Genomic DNA, 20,634 nt, shown 5'->3' on the forward strand with positions numbered 1-20,634 from the left:
ACCTGTAATATTTACAGAAACAATACCTTTAACCCGATCAAGTTACTTTCCATTATGACCGCTAAAACCCGTATCAAACCACGGGTATTCCTTGGTTTAATATTATTTACCCTGTTTTTTTTCAGGGAAGATCTGGCTATTTCACAGAATCAGCAAAAAGTGGGTTATATCTATGTAACCCAGTTCGGGCTAGAACAGGGCCTTAGCCAAAGCATGGTTAGTCGGATTGTACAAGATAACCGGGGCTTAATCTGGATGACTACCGGAGACGGTCTGAATTGTTTCAATGGAGAAGACTTCAGGGTTTTTAAAGTACCTGTTGCTGCCGGTCCGGTGCGATCAGATCAAACCATGAGAGAACTTATTATCGACAGTGACGGAAAAATGCTGGTTTCGACGTCTTCTTCCATTTATTCATTCAATTCAGAAAATGGCAAGTTCAATCTGATAGGACAAAAGCCTGGTCAATATCCTTTCCTTATCCATGCCAATATCAAAGGTAAGGAACTTTGCTGGTGGCCGGAAACAGGTTACCAGATCATAGATAGTGACCACCAAAAGCCCATCAGGATCATTTTTGAGGGAGGAGATTTAACTTCGCTAAAATCAAATCCCAATTCTGCATTATGGCTTCCTGATGGTACATTACTAATTTCCACTAATAAGGGAATTCTGGAATTGCAGATTTCAGTGCAGAACAATGAAACTGTTTACAAAGGGAAATGGTATGCCCTGGATCATGGATGCCAATCAATAACCATAAGCAAATCTGGCGAGGTTTATTGCCTCAGCGGATCAGAAATTTTACAGTATATGAAAGGTTCCGGAATTGTTCCTTTTCAGGATATCCGGCCAGTAACAGGTATCAACTTATTTGCTGACAGCAAAGACAACCTGTGGATCTCTGACCGTTCTCATCGCAAGCTTTACAAGGTAGCTGACAGGCATCTAGAAGAAGTGGTATTATTAACTACTGAAGGGAAATTAATAGATACTATAGCCCCCTCAGTTAAAAATATTTTTGAAGATAAGGACGGTAATATCTGGTTTGGAACTGATGGAGAAGGAGCTCTTCTTTATTCACCTGATCTGTTGATGTTTTCCTCTGCAGCTGTAGGTTTTACAAGGTGTATAACAAGGATAGGAGAATTTATTTATGCCGGCACCTTCCATAATGGATTATGGAAAATGAAACCTGATTTATCAGGCTCAATAAAGGATAAATCCGGCATTATTTAGTAATGATCTTTACTTTCTCGATCTGACTGCTGATTCCAAAAACAGGCTATGGATTGCTACCACCACACGGCTGTTTGTTACAGATGCATCAGGAAATGTTGTTTTTAGCAAGACATTGAAAACCGATAATGCTAAATTTTTGCCAATCAATAATCATCAGATATCGCTTTCTACCGATAGTTATATCTTGAACTTCAGCGACGAAGATCTTCCGGTATTGATTGGAAAAGAATATTATCCGTTCATCAGAGGGATAATTACTTTATACGGTTGGAACTGGATTGGATATCCTTTTGGATTATACAGGATACCTGCTATTTCTACCACACCGAGTCTCAGTTTATTTGATAAAAGGAAGGAATTTCTATCTAAACCAGTCTTTTCAATTATGCAAGTTGATTCATTAGTCTGGGTGGCCAACGAAAACGGCTTAGATTTCTTTAATCTGGAGGGTGTCAATATACCACTGCCTGGCCGGCTTCAAGGACTGCAGAATAATATTGTTTATGCATTAGGAAAGGATGCTCATAAACGCGTCTGGTTTTCAGGAAATAAAGGAATTGGCTGTATTTCAGCAGACCATACAAAAGTGGTTATGTTTGGAATTGATAATAATCTACAATCCCTTGAATTTAACCATAATGCATTTTATGAGGACAATAAAGGTCTATTGTATTTTGGAGGGATCAATGGATAAATGGTATTAATCCAGCCATATTTAAACCGGGAGACAAAGTGCCACAGGCAAGGTTGTTTTCACTAATGGTTTCTGACGAGGAGTATTCTGAAGGAATTCCTCCCGGATATCTTGAATTGGAATTAGACAGGACTAAAGCACATATCAGTGGGAAAGTATTTTCAACCAATTATATGCAGGTCGGAATGCAGGAGTTTTCATTCTTTCTTAAAGGATTTCAGGAAGAATGGAGCAAGCCCTCATTCAATTCCTTGTTCACCTACAGGAACTTAACTCCTGGTGAATATCAGCTCTGGGTGAAATGCTGGGATTCAAATAAAAATGAAGGGAACCCAGTATGTTTAATGAAGATCCTGATTAAGCCACCTTTTTGGAAAACATGGTGGTTTCTCACCTTGTTAACCCTTACAATAATTACTACTACCGTGTTGATTGTCAGGAAAATACAAGAGATTAGATATGGCAATAAATTAAGAGAGCTAGAGTATCAAAATGCTATTAATAAAGAACGATTAAGGATTTCAAAAGACATGCATGATGAGATAGGAGCCAGTCTTACAAGAATTTCAATCCTAAGTGAACTGGGGAAGAAGCAGGTTCAGGAACCACCCAAAGCTGTCCAGATTGTACAGCAAATCAATGAAATAGCAGGGAGTGTGGTGGATGAAATGAGTGAAATAATCTGGGCAATTAATCCCAAAAACGATAATCTTCAGAGCTTTTCTTCCTATTTCAGACATTATGCTTCAACTTACCTGGAGTCTGCCGAAATACCCGGGAAGTTGAGTTTTGCCGATGATCTTCCGCTTGTTAAAATGTCAGCTGAATTAAGAAGAAACATTTTTCTGACCTGCAAAGAGGCCTTACATAACCTGGTTAAGCACTCTTCCGCTGACATGGTTTCTGTTTCTCTTGATTATTCAGGTGGGGAATTAAGGATTGAAATAAGAGATAATGGAAAGGGGTTTGACATTCATTCTTTATCAGAAAGTGGTAATGGTTTAATAAATATGCAGAAGAGAATAGATGAATCGGGAGGGAAATTTACTCTGAATTCTACTCCTGGCGAAGGAACAGGTATTCATTTCAGTATCCCGCTTACCTGATATGGAATCATACTAAAGGGTGATGTTTTTTGTAATTACAGTCAGTAAATTTGTGAAGTACGATGTCATAAACAGATTGAAATGTCAGCAGGAATTAATGTTATGGTTGTTGAGGATGATAAAGCCGTCAGGGAAGGTTTATCAGCACTGATAGATGGTTCGGATGGTTATTCCTGTATATGCAGTTGCGCTTCAGCAGAAGATGCACTTGCCTCAATCCCGATTCACAAACCGGAGGTGGTTCTCATGGATATTAACCTTCCCGGTATGAACGGGATAGAGTGTGTTATTTGTATTAAAAGCACTTACCCTGAAATCCAGGTAATGATGCTTACAGTATTTGATAATACTGACGATATCTTTAAATCTTTATCTGCAGGAGCCACAGGTTATATGTTAAAAAAGACACCACCGGCCAAATTGCTGGAAGCCATTTCTGACCTTGCTAACGGAGGCTCACCAATGAATGGGGAAATCGCCCGTAAAGTTGTGCAGACCTTTCATAAACCTGTGCTGAAACATTTCCCCGAGGCTAATCTTACCCACCGGGAGGAGGAAATACTTTCCTACCTGGAGAAAGGGTTTTTATATAAAGAAATTGCTGCTGAACTTTTTATTAGTATTGAGACTGTTAGAACTCATATCCGGAAAATCTATCAGAAACTGCAGGTGAGAACCCGTACCGAAATGCTTTTGAAAAGCATGAACCTGTAAAATCGCTGTTTTTTATAATTGACAAAATCACATCAAAGGGTGATTGCGGAGGCTTTCCAATTCATGGAAATTTGTCAGGTATAGCCTGGAGTTTATCCTTCTTCTTTTGTTTCCACTAAAAGCCCTTGTACAATGAGTCATTATTTTACTCAATTCTTCCGAAAAGCACTATTGATAGTTTTCCAGATTGGTATATTCATTCCCTGGAATCTCGGTGCACAAATCGTAATTAATGCTAACGATTTCCCAACGATTGGCATGCTGGTTGTCAGAGATGTTGATTCCACATCTGCTCTGTTGCCCGGACAGGCAGGTTTAAACAGAGTTTGGGATTTCAGCAATCTTACCACATCTTATACAGATTCCACATTGTACATTTCTCCCGCAGGCTTGCCTGGTGCCGAAAATCACCCGGGCTCAAATATTGTTGAGAAAGCGATGAATATTGGAGCAACTTACGATGGATCTTATAACTATATTTTTCGTGAAACTACATTAGATGGGTGGTTCGACCATGGTCAGGAACTCAGGATAAATTTCTGGGGATTGTCCTGGATCTGGCATACAATGATTACCCCGGCTGCTCATATGTGTCACCTCCCTATGTTTTACGGTCTCAGTTATGACCAGGAGTTCACCTGGTCGACCTATAATGCCGGACTAAGTGGCGGCGTGCAATATGATACATCATTGATGGTAGCCCATCTCACCGTGCACCAGGAAGTTGATGGTTCCGGTATCATTATTACACCCACAGGATCTTTTGATGCCCTAAGAGTACATGAACATGTTTTCGGGTATGATACAGTATACAGTTATACCCCCGGAATGGGCTGGAATTTTGAAGAAGTCGGTTATTCGGAGTGGAATAATTACCGATGGTTTGCTGAAGGGATTGGTGAAGTAGGATCAATACTGGAAAATGGATCAAAAGGCGGAGGTAATTTCTCATTTTATAAATCCTCGACCATCGTAGGCATGGAAGAAATGAAAAACAATTCCTCAATACGGATCTATCCAGTGCCATCAAATGACTTTTTACATATCAGGGGTGCAGGGAATATAGAAAAAGTTGAGGTTTTTGACATGTCGGGAGGATTGAGAATCAAAGAAGCCCACTCTTCTGATATTAATGTGTCTGAACTTATTCCAGGCATGTATATCCTGAAAATTTATAACCAATCAGGGACTTCCTTCATGAAATTCTCTAAGCTATAGAGAATCAGTATAATTAACCTATCATCCACCAATCACTAAATCCAATCAAAATGAAATCATTCCAAAGAGTAATCATGTATTCGCTTGTATTTCTGATTATATCATCATGCGGAAATAGCAAGGAAGAACCTTCTGCTTTGCAGAATACCGATAGTTTGATACTGCAATGGGATAATGCATGGAATTCAGCTGATGCAGCAACCGTTATGGCTCTGTTTACTGATGATATTCATTTGTTTATGGATACAGTTTATTCCGGAAAAAGCAATTTAGAGAAGGATTTTGTGGTTCCTTCAGTGGCCATACTCAGAAACCTGCATTGCGTAAAGATAGCAGAGGCTATTTCGGAAGATTTAGCTTGTCAATCCGGATCCTATTCGCATGATTGGACCAGGAACGATTCCATTGTTGGTAATCAGAAAGGATATTATTCACTGGTATGGGCAAGGCAATCAGATCAATCCTGGAAAATCTCAAATATCCACATTCATTAATAAGTTCACACAAGATCTTCCCTGATCAATTATACTCAATCGCAATGAATTTGCAAAGCAAGATTCTTGCAGATTGAGTTATACCGGGGCGCACAGGTATCATAGTTTCGCAAAATGATTCAGCAACGGTATAAAATGAAAGCCCGTCAGGATTATTTGACGGGCTTTTAAATTGGGAAATCCTTCGTAGAACTATTTAACGAACTGATCTGAATAGTATTTAGCTGTTAACTTTTCACCGGTGGCTTTCTCAATCATTTCATTCCAATTCCAGCGGGCTCCCGGCATAAATACATTGTCAGTAAGATATTTGCCAACTTCGGTTTTTCCATAATAACTCTGTTTGAAATCAGTTGACTTCAATACAGTTGCAGCGACATAATGATTTAATTGAGAGGCCAGAAGCTCACCCAGGAGGTAGTTGTGGTAGTAGCAAGGAGACGTTGCGATATGAATTTTACTTGCCCAATCAGGTTGGTTACGGCCTTCAGGACGTTTAAGCATCTGGTATTTCTCCACAAGATCCCACCAAAGTTTATTCAGGTCCTGATCAGGATTATCATATAAACTTTTTTCGAACCGATACATCACCTGTGCCCAACGACTGAATGTGAGCTGTTCAAGACGCAAAACTTTGAAGCTTTCATCTGCTACCTTTTTGGATTCAGATTCATCAGCCAGTTTCATGTCAAGCAAAAACTGAGGGTTGCTTGCCATTCTGCCGAAAAACATGGCAATGGCTTCGGTTGTAAAAGTATGAGCCGGGTTGCGCAATACAAACGGTAATTGCTGATCAATGTATTTATCATAATTCGCATGGCCAAACTCGTGAAGCATGGTCCCCATCCAATTGTAATTTGGCTTGATATTGCATAAAACTCTTACATCTCCTTTGTTGTCGACATCTATACAATAGGCATGTTGATTCTTACCTGGTTTTTCATAGAGATCACTGTTCTTTATCATATCAGAAATATCCAACCCGATACTGGTAAAATAATCCGTTGTCAGATTCTCAATGTTTTTGCCTTTATAGTATTTATCCAGTTCAACACTATAAATTTCGGGGCTTCCTGGAAGAAACGGTTTTGGTAATGCCAGGGCATCAGGTTTTCTTTTGCAACATTTAATCTCTTTGTCAGGTATTCATCAATTTCACCTTTTAAACCGGCAAAAGCATCTTTAGTAAGGATATCAAGTTCATCAAAAATTTTACTTATTTCATCCGGGTCCTGTTCACTGAGTTTCAAACTCATCTCATGGTAATTATTGAATCCCAGTTCTTTGGCAATTTCATTGCGTTTTTTAACCAGGTTTTTGATGTCATCAGAAACCACGGTTCCAATTGCTTTATGGCCTTCCCAGGCTTTCTGTAATTCTTCTGAGTTCGTTGAGGTCTTGAGAACCTCTTCCACATCATTATCAGAAAGCTTTTTCCCATTCAATTCAGCTCTGAAATTGGAATATTTCTGTTCAATGGCTGTCTGCATTTTAATCACCTCATTCAACAAACTGGTATCCACCTGGTTGCTTAGATAACCATTGTAAAGAACCTCTAATTGACGTTTTAAAAGCTCATCATTAATGGTGTTTGACTCTTTAATTTTTTTCAGAACAGCAAAATCTTCTTTATTGGCAAAAACCTTGGTGAGTTCAATGCTGAGGTCTTCTGATTTTTTCCAGTCTTCTGATTTCCCGCTTAATGATGCATTCCAATAAGCGAGGTTCGACTCTTTCATTAGAGGCTGAACTGTTGAGTCGAAGCGGGTAATGAAGGCTTTGAGATCTTTTTCCATTTGTTCCTTTTTGTTGGTACATGAGCTGGTTATCGATACAATGAGTATGACAGCCACAATCCAGTTTAATGATTTCATCTTTTAAAGGTTAGGGTGAATTGATGATCTGTGAGTCCTATAGAAAATTATGCTACTGAAAGATTTTTTAACTATTCCACACTCCAGGTTACTCCCTCCTTGGTGTCTTTTACGGAAATTTTTAATCCGACCAGGCTGTCCCTGATTTGGTCGCTGGTAGGCCAGTCCTTGTTTGTACGGGCATTAGCCCTTATTTCAAGGATAAGTTTCATTAAACCATCAACCAATTCATTACTTGCTGAGTTGTCGGTTTCAGGAATCAGTCCCAGGATATCGAAGATGAAGGAAGTCAGTAGGCTTGTCAGTTTTTCAATATCACTTGCTGTCAGCATTTCCTTCTTATCATTGACTGAATTGATAATTCTTACCCCTTCAAATAGATTGGCAATTACAATGGGTGTGTTAAGGTCATCATTCATTGCTTCATAGCACTTGCTCGCCAAATCATCGACATTAACGGATGATGTGTCGGAAGGAGCCAGTTTTTTCAGGAGAAGCAATGCCTTCATCATTTTAGAGAATCCTTTTTCGGCTGCCTGCAATGCCTCATTACTGAAGTCAAGGGGACTGCGGTAATGAGCCATTAGGATAAAAAACCTGATGGTCATTGGGCTGTAAGCCTTTTCCAGGGAGGGATGTGTGCCGGAGAAGAATTCTTCCAGGGTAATGAAATTCCCCAGTGATTTTCCCATCTTCTGCCCGTTAATGGTAATCATATTGTTATGCAGCCAGTATCGGGCCGGGGTTTTATGATGGCAAACGGTACTTTGTGCGATTTCTGATTCGTGATGCGGGAAAAGTAAATCCATACCTCCTCCGTGAATATCGAATTGCTCTCCCAGGTATTTGGCACTCATTGCTGAACATTCCATATGCCAACCGGGAAATCCGTCACTCCAGGGTGAAGGCCAGCGCATAATATGCTCCGGTTGTGCTTTTTTCCAGAGGGCAAAATCGAAACTATTGCGTTTTTCGTCCTGACCATCCAAGTCGCGGGTATTAGAGAGCAAGTCTTCTAGTATCCTGCCACTCAGAATCCCATATCTGTTTTCTTTATTATACTTTGCAACATCAAAATAAACAGAACCCTTGCTTTCATAGGCAAATCCGGCATCCAGAATTTGTTGAATCATTGCAATCTGTTCAATGATATGCCCTGAAGCCCTGGGCTCGATACTGGGCTTTTTAACATTCAGCTTTTCAATAAATTCATGATACCTGTCGCTATAAAACTGCACCACTTCCATCGGTTCGAGTTCTTCAAGCCGCGCTTTTTTTGCAATTTTATCTTCCCCTTCATCGGCATCATTCTCAAGATGCCCAACATCGGTAATGTTTCTTACATACCTTACCTTATAACCAAGGTGAAGCAAATAGCGGAAGACAATATCAAAGGTGACTGCCGGACGTGAGTGACCTAAATGAGCATCCCCATAAACGGTTGGACCGCAAACATACATTCCAACATGTCCTTCATGAATCGGGACAAACTTTTCCTTTGTGCGGCTTAAAGTATTGTATAAAAAGAGCGTATTTTCCATGACTCTGAAATAGAGTGCAAAGGTATCAAAATACGACTATTTAGCGAGCTGTCTGTAAATTGTTGAGTTTAGCCTTGAGGTCTTCGATTTGCGCCTGCAGGGATTCAATTATTTCCTGTTGTTCCTGAACAGCTTTCAAAGCTATAACACTCATACCGGCGTAGTCCACAGTATATAGAACCTGATTGTCGCCACCATAGTAAACAAATTGAGGAAACAGCTCCTGCAATTCCTGAGCGATAAAGCCGGTGTAGCTCTTATCAGATTCCACATCTTTAAACTGGTAGGTTTTTGCCTGGAGTTTTTTCACTGAGGACAATACAGTCCCAAGGGTGTTAATATTGGTTTTAAGACTTTCGTCTGATACTGCAGTATAGGCGCCGGAAGCTGGGTCAATGGTAGCACGTTTAATGCCGGTGTGATAAAACTCAAAGAATCCTGTAGTGTTGGCTGAATACAGATTCCAATAATGGCCATTAGCGCCTTCATTTTGAATTCTCACCCCATCATTACTGCCACCAAAGTTAGTATGAACAACATGCAATTCAGCCCTGGGAGGATGTCCGATAGCCACATTGTTAATTCCAATTCGTGGCTCACGCATTACCTCGAATTCAATCCCCCATTTTCCAAGATTCTGACTATAAATACCGAGGGTAGAGTCAGGTTTTGACATTCCAAGGAAAGCCCTGTCAAATTCGTTATCCAGGGCAGAAAACCACATTCCGGGTGAATTATTGATATTCCCATCTGACCTAAATCGAGCTCTTCCAACAATGTCAAGGGGGAAGGAAGGATTTTCAAGGCCAATTCCCATATGGCCGGAACTCAGTTCAAAGGCAAACTTTCTACCTGAAGAGGATCTGAAATACATTACATCGGTAGTATCCTTATACTCAATTCCCCATGAAGGGAAACCAGGTGAATGGCTAATTACCATCCTGTCAGTGTTTTGTGTTCCGGATGAAAACATATAAATCATTGGGCTATTTATGCCGGCTGTTGCCGGGAAACGAATACTGGCTTCATCATCGGTGAAGCTGACGGTCCCCTTTGTTCCTTCCACCTGGAACTTTTCTCCATTGCCGACTGTAAAAAGAGAAGCAGGCGTAGCATCTCCAATGCCAACATTACCTGTTGAATAGTAAATATTACTTCCCGAGGGTTGCCAGTATGAAGGTGATGAGGTAAGCTCGGTCCATGTTGCAGATTTATAGAACCAGAATGTTCCGGTAGTTAGGTCATAAACCATTAGCCCTTCGGCAGGAGCTGCAATGGCAGTCCGTTGTGCGGTTGTCATTCTCGGAATTAAAAGGCCTTTATTAGTGCTTTTAATGTCGAACATAGCCGAGGCTGACGGAAGACTGCCGTCCAGATTAATGGCTACCTGGGAAAAAGCGCTGAAACCTGTCAATATTAAAATTAAAGCGAAAATCTTCTTCATGATAAAGGGTTTAAGGTTATAGCCAATAAATGATGGAGATGATTTTTCAGAAATGACAATCATATACAGTGATATAGTATAATGCTGTTTTTCCTGTTATTCTCTGACTTGATATTAACAGAGAACCGATTAAGTTGTTCGGAGTCCTTAGAAATGCGAAAAGCTATTAAAATGGCAGACAAATATTACTGAACCACTTAAAGGCTGAGTAATTTTACTTTTTTCTGCACTGACCTGGAATTGATCTGCTAGGGGTCACGGTCCAGCAGGTTTAACCGGAAACGCTTTCAATCAGTGTTTTAGTTATTTCTTTTCAAGGGAGGTCTTGCTCTTAGTTACATACATAATAAATGCCATTAGGCTAAGAAAAGCAATCGAAGCCCCCGTGATATTACCAATTGCCGGTTTTAGTGATAAGCCTTCCGGAGCAACTACAATATAAGAGGTTACAACAGCCGTCATAAAAACTGCCGGAATTAGCATTACCCAGTATAGCTTTCTCTCTTTGAAAAGATAAACAGTGATTGTCCATAGTACAATCGTTGCCAAAGTTTGGTTTGACCATGCCATGTACCTCCAGATGATGGAGAAATCCACCTGAGTGAGTAAAAAACCTAAGATAAACAGGGGGACTGTAATGTATAACCTGTTCCTGATGATATCCTGGCGCAGGTTTATGAAATCGGCTACAATGAGACGTGCAGACCTGAAAGCAGTATCCCCGGATGTTATGGGTGCGGCAACTACCCCAATGATAGCTAAAACGCCACCAAATTTACCCAATAGTGAATTTGAGATTTCATTAACAATCCAGGCTGCATTTCCATGATGTTCGGCCAGCACCCCGTTTAATTGCCTTACCCCTCCAAAGAAACTCATGGCAACTGCAGCCCAAATAAGCGCCACCAGGCCTTCAGTGATCATAGCACCATAAAACACTCTTCTGCCATATTTCTCATTGGTTATGCACCTTGCCATCAATGGTGACTGTGTGGAGTGAAAGCCTGAAATGGCCCCGCAGGCGATGGTGACAAACAGCATTGGGAAAATTGGGAATGTTTCTGCCTGGGCATTCATATTTTTAAGAGAGAGTTCTGGAATAGGTAAGCCATTGAATATCATTGTTCCGGCAATACCGACAGCCATGAATAACATGGCAAACCCAAAAAAAGGATAGATCCTTCCTATAAGTTTATCAATAGGGATCAAAGTAGCCAGGACATAATAGATAAAAATCAGGACAGCCCATTTTGTCACATCCATGAATCCCGGAGTAAGCCCAGTCAGGATTTTAGCCGGGCCTATAATGAAAACCGCTCCAACTAATATCATCATCGCTACAGTAAAAACCCTCATAAACTGTTTTGTGCCATTCCCCATGATTTTCCCAACGATTTCAGGGATACTGAGGCCATTCATTCTTAACGACATCATTCCCGAGAAATAATCATGCGCCGCTCCGGCAAAAATGCATCCCAGTACAATCCAAAGGAAAGCAACAGGACCCCATGCAGCACCTGCTATTGCGCCAAAAATAGGTCCAAGACCTGCTATATTGAGAAATTGGATAAGGAAGATTTTACCCCACTTCATAGGGACAAAATCCACGCCATCATTCATGGTTTCAGCGGGTGTTTTACGGCTGGTATTAATGCCAAACACTCGCTCAATAAATTTTCCATAAAGGAAGTAGCCGGCAATCAAAAGAAAGATTGAAAAAAAGAATGTAATCATTAACAGGGCCCTATTAAATTCGCGATTTTACCTCAAAAATAATAATTCTGTTTAATGGTAGAATGGGCTGGAACAATAGTTACCAACCGTTGGTTTATAAGAAAACAGCTGTTTAAGGGAATAGCTGACAGATTCCCGGGTTGAATAAAGATAACTGGGAAAATTAGAATAAAGCAGCAACCATCTCCCCGTCACGACTGGTCATTACAGCCAGGTACCATCCCAAAACCACCATCCAGGGCATTTCCGGTGTTTCTGCAGCGGGTTTCAGAATATCTAATTGGGAATGAAGTTTAAATCCACTAATGTTTGTGTAACGAATGAGAGCCATACCGGCTTCATTGGTAAATTCAAATTGTGAATGCCAGAAGTTTGAGTTAGCCTGAAAAAGCCTGCCGTCGGCCAGTTGAAGCGTACCCCCACCACTCCAGGTATTATTTCTAAAGATTCCCATATTCGTGGGGTTATCTTTCAACCTGACAGTGACGTGAGTATTAAGGAATCCCTCTCGCTTGAATGTCCAGGTGCCTTCAGCAATCGTACCTTCAGCCAGGGATCCAAAACTGTTTTTGAAAACTAAAGTGGCCAGAACCTCTTCGCTATATTTGAGTTCAAATGCCGGTGCCATCAGGTGAGGCTGCCGCCATTGTAAAGGCAAGCCAACTAATTGGGTTAATGATCTCATGAGATTCAGTTGTTTTTCTAAAGGTACAAAAAAAACATCCTGAAAGCAACTTACTGGCCTGATGAAGTTTATAGATTTATTTCGGTACCGGCAGCTGGTATTGTGATTTGCCGGAATCCGTTTTCGTATAATTTTCTGCTGTAGAATTCCTGGGATTCATACTCTCCATGGACCAGGAATACCTGTTTGATCTGTTTGGGATCCTGGCAACCTAAATAATCGATCATTTCCTGGTAATCACCATGACCGGAGAAGGCTTCAATGCGCTCAACAGTTGCTCTCACCGGATGTTTGACTCCAAAAATGGAAACCATATCTGTACCGGATAAAATCCTTGCTCCCAGGGTTGAAGGAGAACAATACCCTACGGCAAGAATGGTGTTTAAAGGATTTTCTATATTATTGGCTAAATGATGTTTGATCCGGCCGGCTTCCATCATTCCTGATGCAGAGATGATTACACATGGATTTTTATTTGAATTGAGCCGTTTCGACTCTTCCGGGCGTTTCAGGTAAAATAATGAGCCAAAACCAAAAGGATCTGAGTCGTGAATCATCACATCATGTACATCATCATTCAGGTTGTCAGTATGCATCCGGAAGATTTCTGTTGCATTTACCGCAAGTGGGCTGTCCACATAGATGTTGATTTTAGGCAGTTTCCCCTCATTGAAAAAGTTATTCAAAGCATAAACAACTTCCTGAGTTCTTCCGATAGCAAATGATGGAATGATGACCTTCCCGCCCTTTTCTACGCATGTTTCCCTGATTACACGAAGCAACTCCGTTTCTGCTTCCTGCATCTTTGGGTGAAGTCTGTTGCCATAAGTGGACTCAGTTATCAGGTAGTCGCATTGCGGAAAAGGTTGAGGTGATTTTAATATCCTGTTTTCAGGACGTCCAATATCACCTGTATATGCCAGTCGTGTGGTGATGCCATTTTCTGTAATTTCTAAAAAAGCAACACCACTTCCAAGCATATGGCCGGTATTGATAAACTTTACAGTGGTATTCTCATCAATTTTCAGTTTTCGGTTGTAAGCGATCCCGATAAATAATTCCATGCATAGCTTTGCTTCGCTTTCAGTATAAATTGGCTCAACAGGGTCTAATCCCTTGTCGGTTCTTCTTTTATTGAACCATTTTACATCATGTTCCTGGATATGACCACTATCGGCTAGCATGATAGCGCATAAATCCCTGGTAGCATTTGTGCAAATTACTGACCCCCTGAATCCCAATTTATAAACAAAAGGAATAAGCCCGGAATGATCAATATGTGCATGTGTTAGAATAATATGATCAATTTCGGAAGGGTCAAACCCGAGATTCCTGTTCATGGCATCAGTTTCCATTCCCTTCCCCTGGAACATCCCGCAATCCAGGAGTATTTTTTTGCCTTGCCCGGTTGTGATAAGATGTTTACTTCCTGTTACTTCTCTTGCTGCACCCAGAAATTTGATTTTCATAGTAGTAATTCTGTTTATTGGGAAAAATTATAAGAGTTTATCGTATTCAAACTTACTTAAAATCAGCATACCCCATCTATTGTTCCATGAATATGGTTTATCAGGTCTAAAGTTCCCGGCTCACAATGCACTTGTTTTAACCGGAAAACAGAGAAAGCTGCCAAAAAGCAGCTTTCTCACACTTAACTTGCGGTTGGTTATGCGAGCACCTGAATTGTAAATGGATTACTCGTCAGATTATTTTAATACGCCTAATTCTTTTCCGACTTTAGTAAATGCAGCAATACATTTATCAAGATGTTCACGTTCGTGAGCTGCAGATATCTGAACCCGGATTCGTGCTTGCCCTTTAGGTACAACAGGATAGTAGAATCCAATTACATAGATCCCCTCGTTTAGGAGTTTAGCGGCCATTTCCTGGCTAAGTTTTGCATCATAGAGCATTACAGCGCAGATTGCACTTTGTGTAGGTTTAACATCAAATCCGGCTTCAACCATTTTGGTTGAAAAATATGCAGTATTGGTATGCAGTTTATCCTGGAGTTCATTGGTTTCACTCATCATATCAAACATCTTTATCCCGGCGGCTGCTACCATTGGAGGGATAGAGTTTGAGAAAAGATATGGGCGTGAACGCTGGCGTAAAAGGTCAATAATTTCCTTCTTGCCTGTTGTAAATCCACCAATTGCACCACCGAAAGCTTTACCCAGGGTACCTGTGATAATTTCGATTTTACCGCGAAGGTTATGAAGTTCAGTAACCCCACGACCTGTTTGTCCAACTACACCTGCCGAATGGCACTCATCTACCATGATCATAGCATCGTATTTCTGTGCCAGTTCATAGATTTTATCCATTTTAGCTACATTGCCATCCATTGAAAAGACACCATCGGTAACGATAAGCCTGAATCGTTGAGCCTGAGCCTGTTTGAGTTGTTCTTCAAGGTCTGCCATGTCAGCATTGGCATAACGGTACCGTACAGCCTTGCATAAACGCACTCCATCAATAATTGAAGCATGGTTCAGAGCATCTGAAATAATTGCATCTTCTTCTCCAAGCAGGGGTTCAAAAACGCCACCGTTAGCATCAAAACAGGCAGCATAAAGAATAGTATCTTCTGTGCCAAAAAATTCTGCAATCTTGGCTTCCAGTTTTTTATGCAAATCCTGGGTTCCACAGATAAAACGGACAGATGACAACCCATATCCGTGTGAATCAAGAGCTTCCTTAGCCGCTGCAATCAATTTGGGGTTATTTGACAAACCAAGGTAATTATTGGCACAAAAATTCAGTACTTCAGCTCCGGAATTGACGGTAATCTCAGCACCCTGTGGGAGGTAATTACTCTTTCGTTTTTAAATAAACCAGCTTCCTTAATGTCGGTAAGCTCTTTCTGAAGATGGGATTGCATGCGATCGTACATAACAATGTCTTTTTTATGGGGTTAAACTCTATTGTTTATTGATTAACAGTGGCGCAAAGATAAATATTTGTTATTATCTGCCGGGGTATTAAAGTTAAATTGATCATAATAAAAATCTTGTCGGATATTAGCCCTGAAATTCTTCTTCATAATTAGAATTGTGTTTTATAAGTATCTTATAAATAGCATATTACAATATTTCTCAAGAGATTGGATAATTAGGTTGAAGCAATCCAAATTTCATTAATTTTGCCCCGCATTGTGAATCATATAACAATAAACCATACAAATTAATTCTCATGAAAAACATTCTTGTCATCGGTTCAGTAGGACAAATAGGTTCAGAGCTCACCATGGAGCTTCGTAAACGTTATGGAAATGCAAATGTAGTGGCAGGCTTCAGATCAACAAAGCCTACTGGTGAGCTATTGGAATCTGGCCCGGCAGAAATCGTGGATGCTACCAATGCACAGCAAATTGCCGATATCGTCAAGAAGTACAAAATTGATACTATTTATAACCTTGCAGCAATTTTATCGGCTGTTGGTGAAAGTAAACCTCTCGTTGCCTGGAATACTGGAATTGGCGGATTAATGAACTGCCTTGAAGTAGCCAGGGAATTCAATTGTGCAGTTTCTACACCTAGCTCAATCGGAGCCTTCGGATCCAGTACTCCATTGGACAATACACCACAAGATACCATTATGCGTCCTGGTACAATGTACGGTGTTTCCAAAGTTGCCGGTGAATTACTCAGCGATTATTATTACAAAAGATTTGGAGTAGATACCCGTTCGGTCCGTTATCCCGGAATTATTTCCAATGTTACTTTACCAGGTGGAGGTACTACTGATTATGCCGTTGAAATTTATTATGAAGCAATAAAATCCCAGAAATACACCTGTCCACTTGGAGCCGGAACATTCCTCGATATGATGTATATGCCTGATGCAATCAATGCAGCAATAGATCTTATGGAAGCCGATCCTTCAAAACTGGTTCATCGCAATGCCTTCAATGTTACTGCCATGAGTTTTGATCCGGAAATCATTGCTAAAGAAATCAGGAAACATATCCCGTCCTTCACAATGGATTACCAGGTTGACCCTATGAAACAAGGAATTGCCAATTCCTGGCCAAATAGTATGGATGATAGCTGTGCCCGAAAAGAATGGGGCTGGAATCCTCAGTGGAATCTTGAGAAAATGACCATTGATATGATTCGCGCAATCAATGAAAAGAAAGAAAAAGGTTTAATATAATCTGCCAGTTGAATACAGGAGCCCGGTTTTCCGGGCTTCTTTATTTTAATGCCCTTGCCTTGAATGAACTTTATTTTTTGTGAGTATTTGGAGTAATTTTGCAGCCAAAATCTGAAATATGCAAATTGCCGCCCTGGTATCGGGTGGAGTCGACAGCTCCGTAATGTTGTACCTGTTGAAGGAAATGGGGTATGAACCTACGATCTTTTATATCCGGATTGGTATGAAGGAAGAGGAAGGCTTTATGGATTGCGCATCAGAAGAAGATATTGAACTCACTACCTGGTTAGCAAGGCATTTTGGACTAAAAATGGAGGTTGTGCCTTTGCACAAGGAGTATTGGGATAATGTAATGGCCTATACCCTTGATGCTGTAAGGAAAGGGTTAACCCCAAACCCTGATGTGATGTGCAATCGGCTTATCAAGTTTGGGGAGTTTGAAAATCATTGGGGAAAAGATTTCGACAAAATCTCAACAGGGCATTATGCCACAATTGTTGAAAAGGAAGGTCTTTCCTGGTTAGGGACAGCCAAAGACCCGATCAAGGACCAGACAGATTTCCTTGCCCAGATTACCTATAACCAGGTCAAAAAATTGATGTTCCCGGTTGGTAATCTACTAAAACAGGAAGTAAGAGCTATTGCCCATGAAGTGGGAATGCCCAGCGCCCACCGCCGCGACAGCCAGGGAATATGCTTCCTGGGAAAAGTAAATTATGTTGATTTTCTAAGGAAATATATTGGAGAAAAGGAAGGAAAGATCATAGAGCTCGAAACCGGGAAATTTTTGGGAAAACACAAGGGATTCTGGTTTCATACCATCGGACAAAGAAAAGGATTGGGTCTCGGCCAGGGACCCTGGTTTGTTGTCAAAAAGGATATCGATGAGAATATTATCTATGTTTCAAACGGATACGATCCTTTATCCCAATATGGTGACAAGATCAGGCTGGTTGATTTGAACTTTATCACATCAAATCCATGGCTCAATCAATCTGGCCCCCATCCGGTTACCTTTAAAATCAGGCACACACCCGAGTTCTCTAAAGGTAGTTTAACTTATCATGGAGATCATTGGATCCTGCAATCTGAAAAACCTGTCGCAGGAATCGCTGCCGGACAATTTGGTGTAATCTACGACAAGGAGCATGAAATCTGCCTGGGAAGCGGAGTTATTGATTAACTAAGTATTATAATTGTAAACAAGAAAACATCTCTTTATGAAAAGAACAGGATTTATAGGGCTTCTCATTGGATTCGTCCTGATCATTGCTTCATGCGCTAATAAGGGCCCTGTATTTGAGAAGTATCATAAATTTGATAATAATACCTGGGACCGGTTTAACCAGGTGGTTTTCACTATTCCGATGGAACCGGAAGAATCGGATTATTCGATCTCCCTGATTCTTAAACCCACTGAAAAGTATGAATATTCCACCATGCCAGTGTATGTGATTATTACTACACCTTCTGGTGAAGAGCGGATGAATGAAATTAAGATCCCGGTAAAGCAAGACAATAAATTTATCGGCAAGGAAGAAGGAAAACCACTGATTATCAAATCGGTGTTGTGGAAAGAACTGAGAATGTCAGGAAAAGGTAGCTGCAAGCTTAGCATTGAAAACATGATCCCCAAAATCCAAACCCAGGGAATCGCTGAAATTGGTGTTATTGTGGAAAAGGTTGAGCATTAAAATTGCGACCTCTTTTGAAGGAAATCTTTCCCCGGTTTGTGACAAAATTAATTTTTTGACCCAAGGTTTTCGAAGAACCTTGCAACCTCAATCTGATCTTTGAAAAGTTGTTCCTTTAATTGTTCCAACCCCCCAAACCGTTTTTCATCCCGGATTCTCTCGAGGAAATAGAGGCTGATCGCTTCTGAGTATATCTCCTCACTAAAATTGAAAATATTTACTTCAACAGTCAGGCGATTTGCATCTATGGTCGGACGAATGCCTATATTGCTCATTCCCTGGTATACGTTTCCGTTCCACTTAATCTGAGAAGCATAAACTCCGAGAGAGGGAATGAGTTTGTGTTTATCATAGGGTTGAATATTGGCTGTTGGAAACCCGATAAGTTTGCCTATTTGGTTTCCCCTTACAACACGGCCCCTGATTGAATATTTATAACCCAGCAGACAGTTAGCCCTGGCTACGTTTCCTTCCAACAGAGCTTCACGGATAGCAGATGAACTCACTATCTGATGACAATGTTCTATTGGTTCAACCTGTTCAACCGTGAAATCATATTGTGCTCCCATTTCTTCAAGAAGCGTAAAATCACCCATTCGGTCGCGTCCAAAAAAATGATCATACCCCATGATCACCTTACTAATCATGATTTTATCTACAAGGACATTTTTAATAAAATCGGAAGGTGTAAGTGTTGAAAATGCTGTATCGAAAGGAATTACCAGAAGGATATCGATTCCTGCCTCACGAAAGCGCTCAATTTTTTCATCCAGGGATTGCAGCAAACGAACATCGGATACATTCCCCAGTACCAGCCTTGGATGTGGTTCAAAAGTAATCACAGCGGATTCACAATGATTTTCAGATGCTGAAGTAATGAGCCTGTTAAGAATCTCAAGATGCCCCTTATGTACACCGTCGAAAACTCCTACTGTCACTACCGGACGGCAATGAGAATGAAAATCAGAAATGGAAGTATAAATCCTCACAAGAAATCAGGTTCTGGGGTTTATGGGACACTAACCATTGACCAACTCATTATCTACCAGGTATGCAGCAATTTGTACTGCATTGGTTGCAGCACCTTTCCTCAGGTTATCAGCTACTATCCAAAGATTGATAGTGTTAGGCCGGGATTCATCACGCCGGATTCTTCCAACAAATACCTCATCCCTGTTCTCTGCATATTTGGGCATAGGGTAAATCGATTTATCAGGTTCATCCTGGACAATAATACCCTTTGAAGATGAAAGGAGTTTTAGAATGGATGCTATTTCAAATTCCTTTTCAAACTCAACATTTACAGCTTCGGAGTGCCCCCCGGTTACAGGGACCCTCACAACTGTTGCAGTTACTCCTATATTGTTGTCACCGAGAATTTTCCGGGTTTCATTTACAAGTTTCGTCTCCTCCGAAGTATATCCATTGGCTTCAAAGGTACCTCCATGAGGAAATAGATTCAGGTCGATAGGATGGGGATATACGCGTTCACCATTTACCCCCGAACGTTCATTTTTAAGTTGTTGAACAGCTTTTTGACCGGTTCCTGTAACTGATTGATAGGTAGAAACCACCACTCTTTTGATCCCAAATGCCCGGTGTAAAGGGGCCAGGGCCAATACCATCTGGATGGTTGAGCAGTTCGGATTGGCAATAATTTTATCAGAAGCTTTTAAAATAGATGCATTTATTTCCGGCACAATCAGTGGAATATCAGCATCCATCCTCCAGGCTGAGCTATTATCAATAACAGTGGTACCCACTTTGGCAAAAGCAGGGGCAAATTCCCTTGAAATAGATCCGCCGGCGGAAAAGATAGCAATGTCAGGTTTCCTCGAAATAGCTTCCTTCATGTCAACTATTTTATAAGGCATATTGTTGAAATGAATCTCCTTCCCAACAGATTTTTCTGATGCAACTGGAATAATTTCCGTAATTTTATCAAATGGAAGGTATCTGCCTTCCTCAAGTACCTTCAACATCACTCCACCTACTAAGCCTGTTGCTCCAACTACTGCTATTTTCATATTGACTAG

At 40.7% G+C, this 20,634-nt stretch carries 18 protein-coding genes and 1 pseudogene; 9 read left to right on the forward strand and 10 right to left on the reverse strand.

The genetic code is table 11. The annotated features are described in order from the left end of the window. Nucleotides 1-54: 54 nt before the first annotated feature. The 6 genes from IPH84_02950 (at nt 55) to IPH84_02975 (ending at nt 5,468) form a co-directional block, all read left to right on the forward strand. Entirely contained in the window at nt 55-1,239 is a 1,185-nt protein-coding gene (locus IPH84_02950) for a hypothetical protein (GenBank protein MBK7172197.1), read from the forward strand. 115 nt (nt 1,240-1,354) lie between these two features. Then, entirely contained in the window at nt 1,355-1,936 is a 582-nt protein-coding gene (locus IPH84_02955; GenBank protein MBK7172198.1) for a hypothetical protein, read from the forward strand. A gap of 38 nt (nt 1,937-1,974) precedes the next feature. After that, entirely contained in the window at nt 1,975-3,042 is a 1,068-nt protein-coding gene (locus IPH84_02960) for a hypothetical protein (protein MBK7172199.1), read from the forward strand. 81 nt (nt 3,043-3,123) lie between these two features. Further along, on the forward strand, nt 3,124-3,756 hold the full coding sequence (locus IPH84_02965) for a response regulator transcription factor (GenBank protein ID MBK7172200.1): 633 nt from the start codon (nt 3,124-3,126) through the stop codon (nt 3,754-3,756). Between the two features lie 132 nt (nt 3,757-3,888). Further along, nucleotides 3,889-4,974 carry a T9SS type A sorting domain-containing protein gene (locus IPH84_02970; GenBank protein ID MBK7172201.1) on the forward strand — a complete coding sequence of 362 codons (1,086 nt, stop codon included), beginning with the start codon at nt 3,889-3,891 and terminating at the stop codon, nt 4,972-4,974. Nucleotides 4,975-5,024: 50 nt separating this feature from the next. Next, nucleotides 5,025-5,468 carry a DUF4440 domain-containing protein gene (locus IPH84_02975; protein ID MBK7172202.1) on the forward strand — a complete coding sequence of 148 codons (444 nt, stop codon included), beginning with the start codon at nt 5,025-5,027 and terminating at the stop codon, nt 5,466-5,468. 192 nt (nt 5,469-5,660) lie between these two features. Here the strand turns inward: IPH84_02975 and IPH84_02980 are convergent, their stop codons facing one another. The 8 genes and pseudogenes from IPH84_02980 to kbl all read right to left on the reverse strand — a co-directional run bounded on the left by IPH84_02980 (nt 5,661) and on the right by kbl (nt 15,642). Then, a complete protein-coding gene (locus IPH84_02980) occupies nt 5,661-6,434 on the reverse strand; it encodes a M2 family metallopeptidase (GenBank protein MBK7172203.1) in 774 nt (257 codons plus the stop codon). A 41-nt stretch (nt 6,435-6,475) separates the two neighbouring features. After that, on the reverse strand, nt 6,476-7,342 hold the full coding sequence (locus IPH84_02985; GenBank protein ID MBK7172204.1) for a M2 family metallopeptidase: 867 nt from the start codon (nt 7,340-7,342) through the stop codon (nt 6,476-6,478). 71 nt (nt 7,343-7,413) lie between these two features. After that, nucleotides 7,414-8,883, reverse strand: a complete 1,470-nt coding sequence (locus IPH84_02990; protein ID MBK7172205.1) for a cysteine--tRNA ligase — start codon at nt 8,881-8,883, stop codon at nt 7,414-7,416. A 40-nt stretch (nt 8,884-8,923) separates the two neighbouring features. Next, a complete protein-coding gene (locus tag IPH84_02995) occupies nt 8,924-10,327 on the reverse strand; it encodes a tail fiber domain-containing protein (protein ID MBK7172206.1) in 1,404 nt (467 codons plus the stop codon). A gap of 303 nt (nt 10,328-10,630) precedes the next feature. Continuing rightward, entirely contained in the window at nt 10,631-12,061 is a 1,431-nt protein-coding gene (locus IPH84_03000; protein MBK7172207.1) for a carbon starvation protein A, read from the reverse strand. Between the two features lie 163 nt (nt 12,062-12,224). Continuing rightward, nucleotides 12,225-12,746, reverse strand: coding sequence for a hypothetical protein (locus IPH84_03005; protein MBK7172208.1), 522 nt, complete (start codon nt 12,744-12,746; stop codon nt 12,225-12,227). A gap of 68 nt (nt 12,747-12,814) precedes the next feature. Continuing rightward, nucleotides 12,815-14,215, reverse strand: coding sequence for an MBL fold metallo-hydrolase (locus IPH84_03010; protein ID MBK7172209.1), 1,401 nt, complete (start codon nt 14,213-14,215; stop codon nt 12,815-12,817). A gap of 237 nt (nt 14,216-14,452) precedes the next feature. Beyond that, nucleotides 14,453-15,642 (reverse strand): annotated as a pseudogene (kbl, locus tag IPH84_03015) (glycine C-acetyltransferase). A 299-nt stretch (nt 15,643-15,941) separates the two neighbouring features. Here kbl and IPH84_03020 point away from each other — a divergent pair. The 3 genes from IPH84_03020 to IPH84_03030 all read left to right on the forward strand — a co-directional run bounded on the left by IPH84_03020 (nt 15,942) and on the right by IPH84_03030 (nt 18,598). Continuing rightward, nucleotides 15,942-16,904, forward strand: coding sequence for an NAD-dependent epimerase/dehydratase family protein (locus IPH84_03020; protein MBK7172210.1), 963 nt, complete (start codon nt 15,942-15,944; stop codon nt 16,902-16,904). A 118-nt stretch (nt 16,905-17,022) separates the two neighbouring features. Next, nucleotides 17,023-18,087 (forward strand): tRNA 2-thiouridine(34) synthase MnmA, encoded by a 1,065-nt coding sequence (mnmA, locus tag IPH84_03025; GenBank protein MBK7172211.1) that lies wholly within the window; start codon nt 17,023-17,025, stop codon nt 18,085-18,087. 37 nt (nt 18,088-18,124) lie between these two features. Then, nucleotides 18,125-18,598, forward strand: coding sequence for a hypothetical protein (locus IPH84_03030; GenBank protein ID MBK7172212.1), 474 nt, complete (start codon nt 18,125-18,127; stop codon nt 18,596-18,598). A 47-nt stretch (nt 18,599-18,645) separates the two neighbouring features. Here the strand turns inward: IPH84_03030 and IPH84_03035 are convergent, their stop codons facing one another. Beyond that, nucleotides 18,646-19,587: a bifunctional riboflavin kinase/FAD synthetase gene (locus tag IPH84_03035; protein MBK7172213.1), complete on the reverse strand. Its 942-nt coding sequence runs from the start codon at nt 19,585-19,587 to the stop codon at nt 18,646-18,648. 30 nt (nt 19,588-19,617) lie between these two features. Continuing rightward, nucleotides 19,618-20,625 carry an aspartate-semialdehyde dehydrogenase gene (locus tag IPH84_03040; protein ID MBK7172214.1) on the reverse strand — a complete coding sequence of 336 codons (1,008 nt, stop codon included), beginning with the start codon at nt 20,623-20,625 and terminating at the stop codon, nt 19,618-19,620. Between the last annotated feature and the right edge of the window lie 9 nt (nt 20,626-20,634).

This window comes from Bacteroidales bacterium, assembly GCA_016707785.1.
Classification (GTDB): Bacteria; Bacteroidota; Bacteroidia; order Bacteroidales; family UBA4417; genus UBA4417.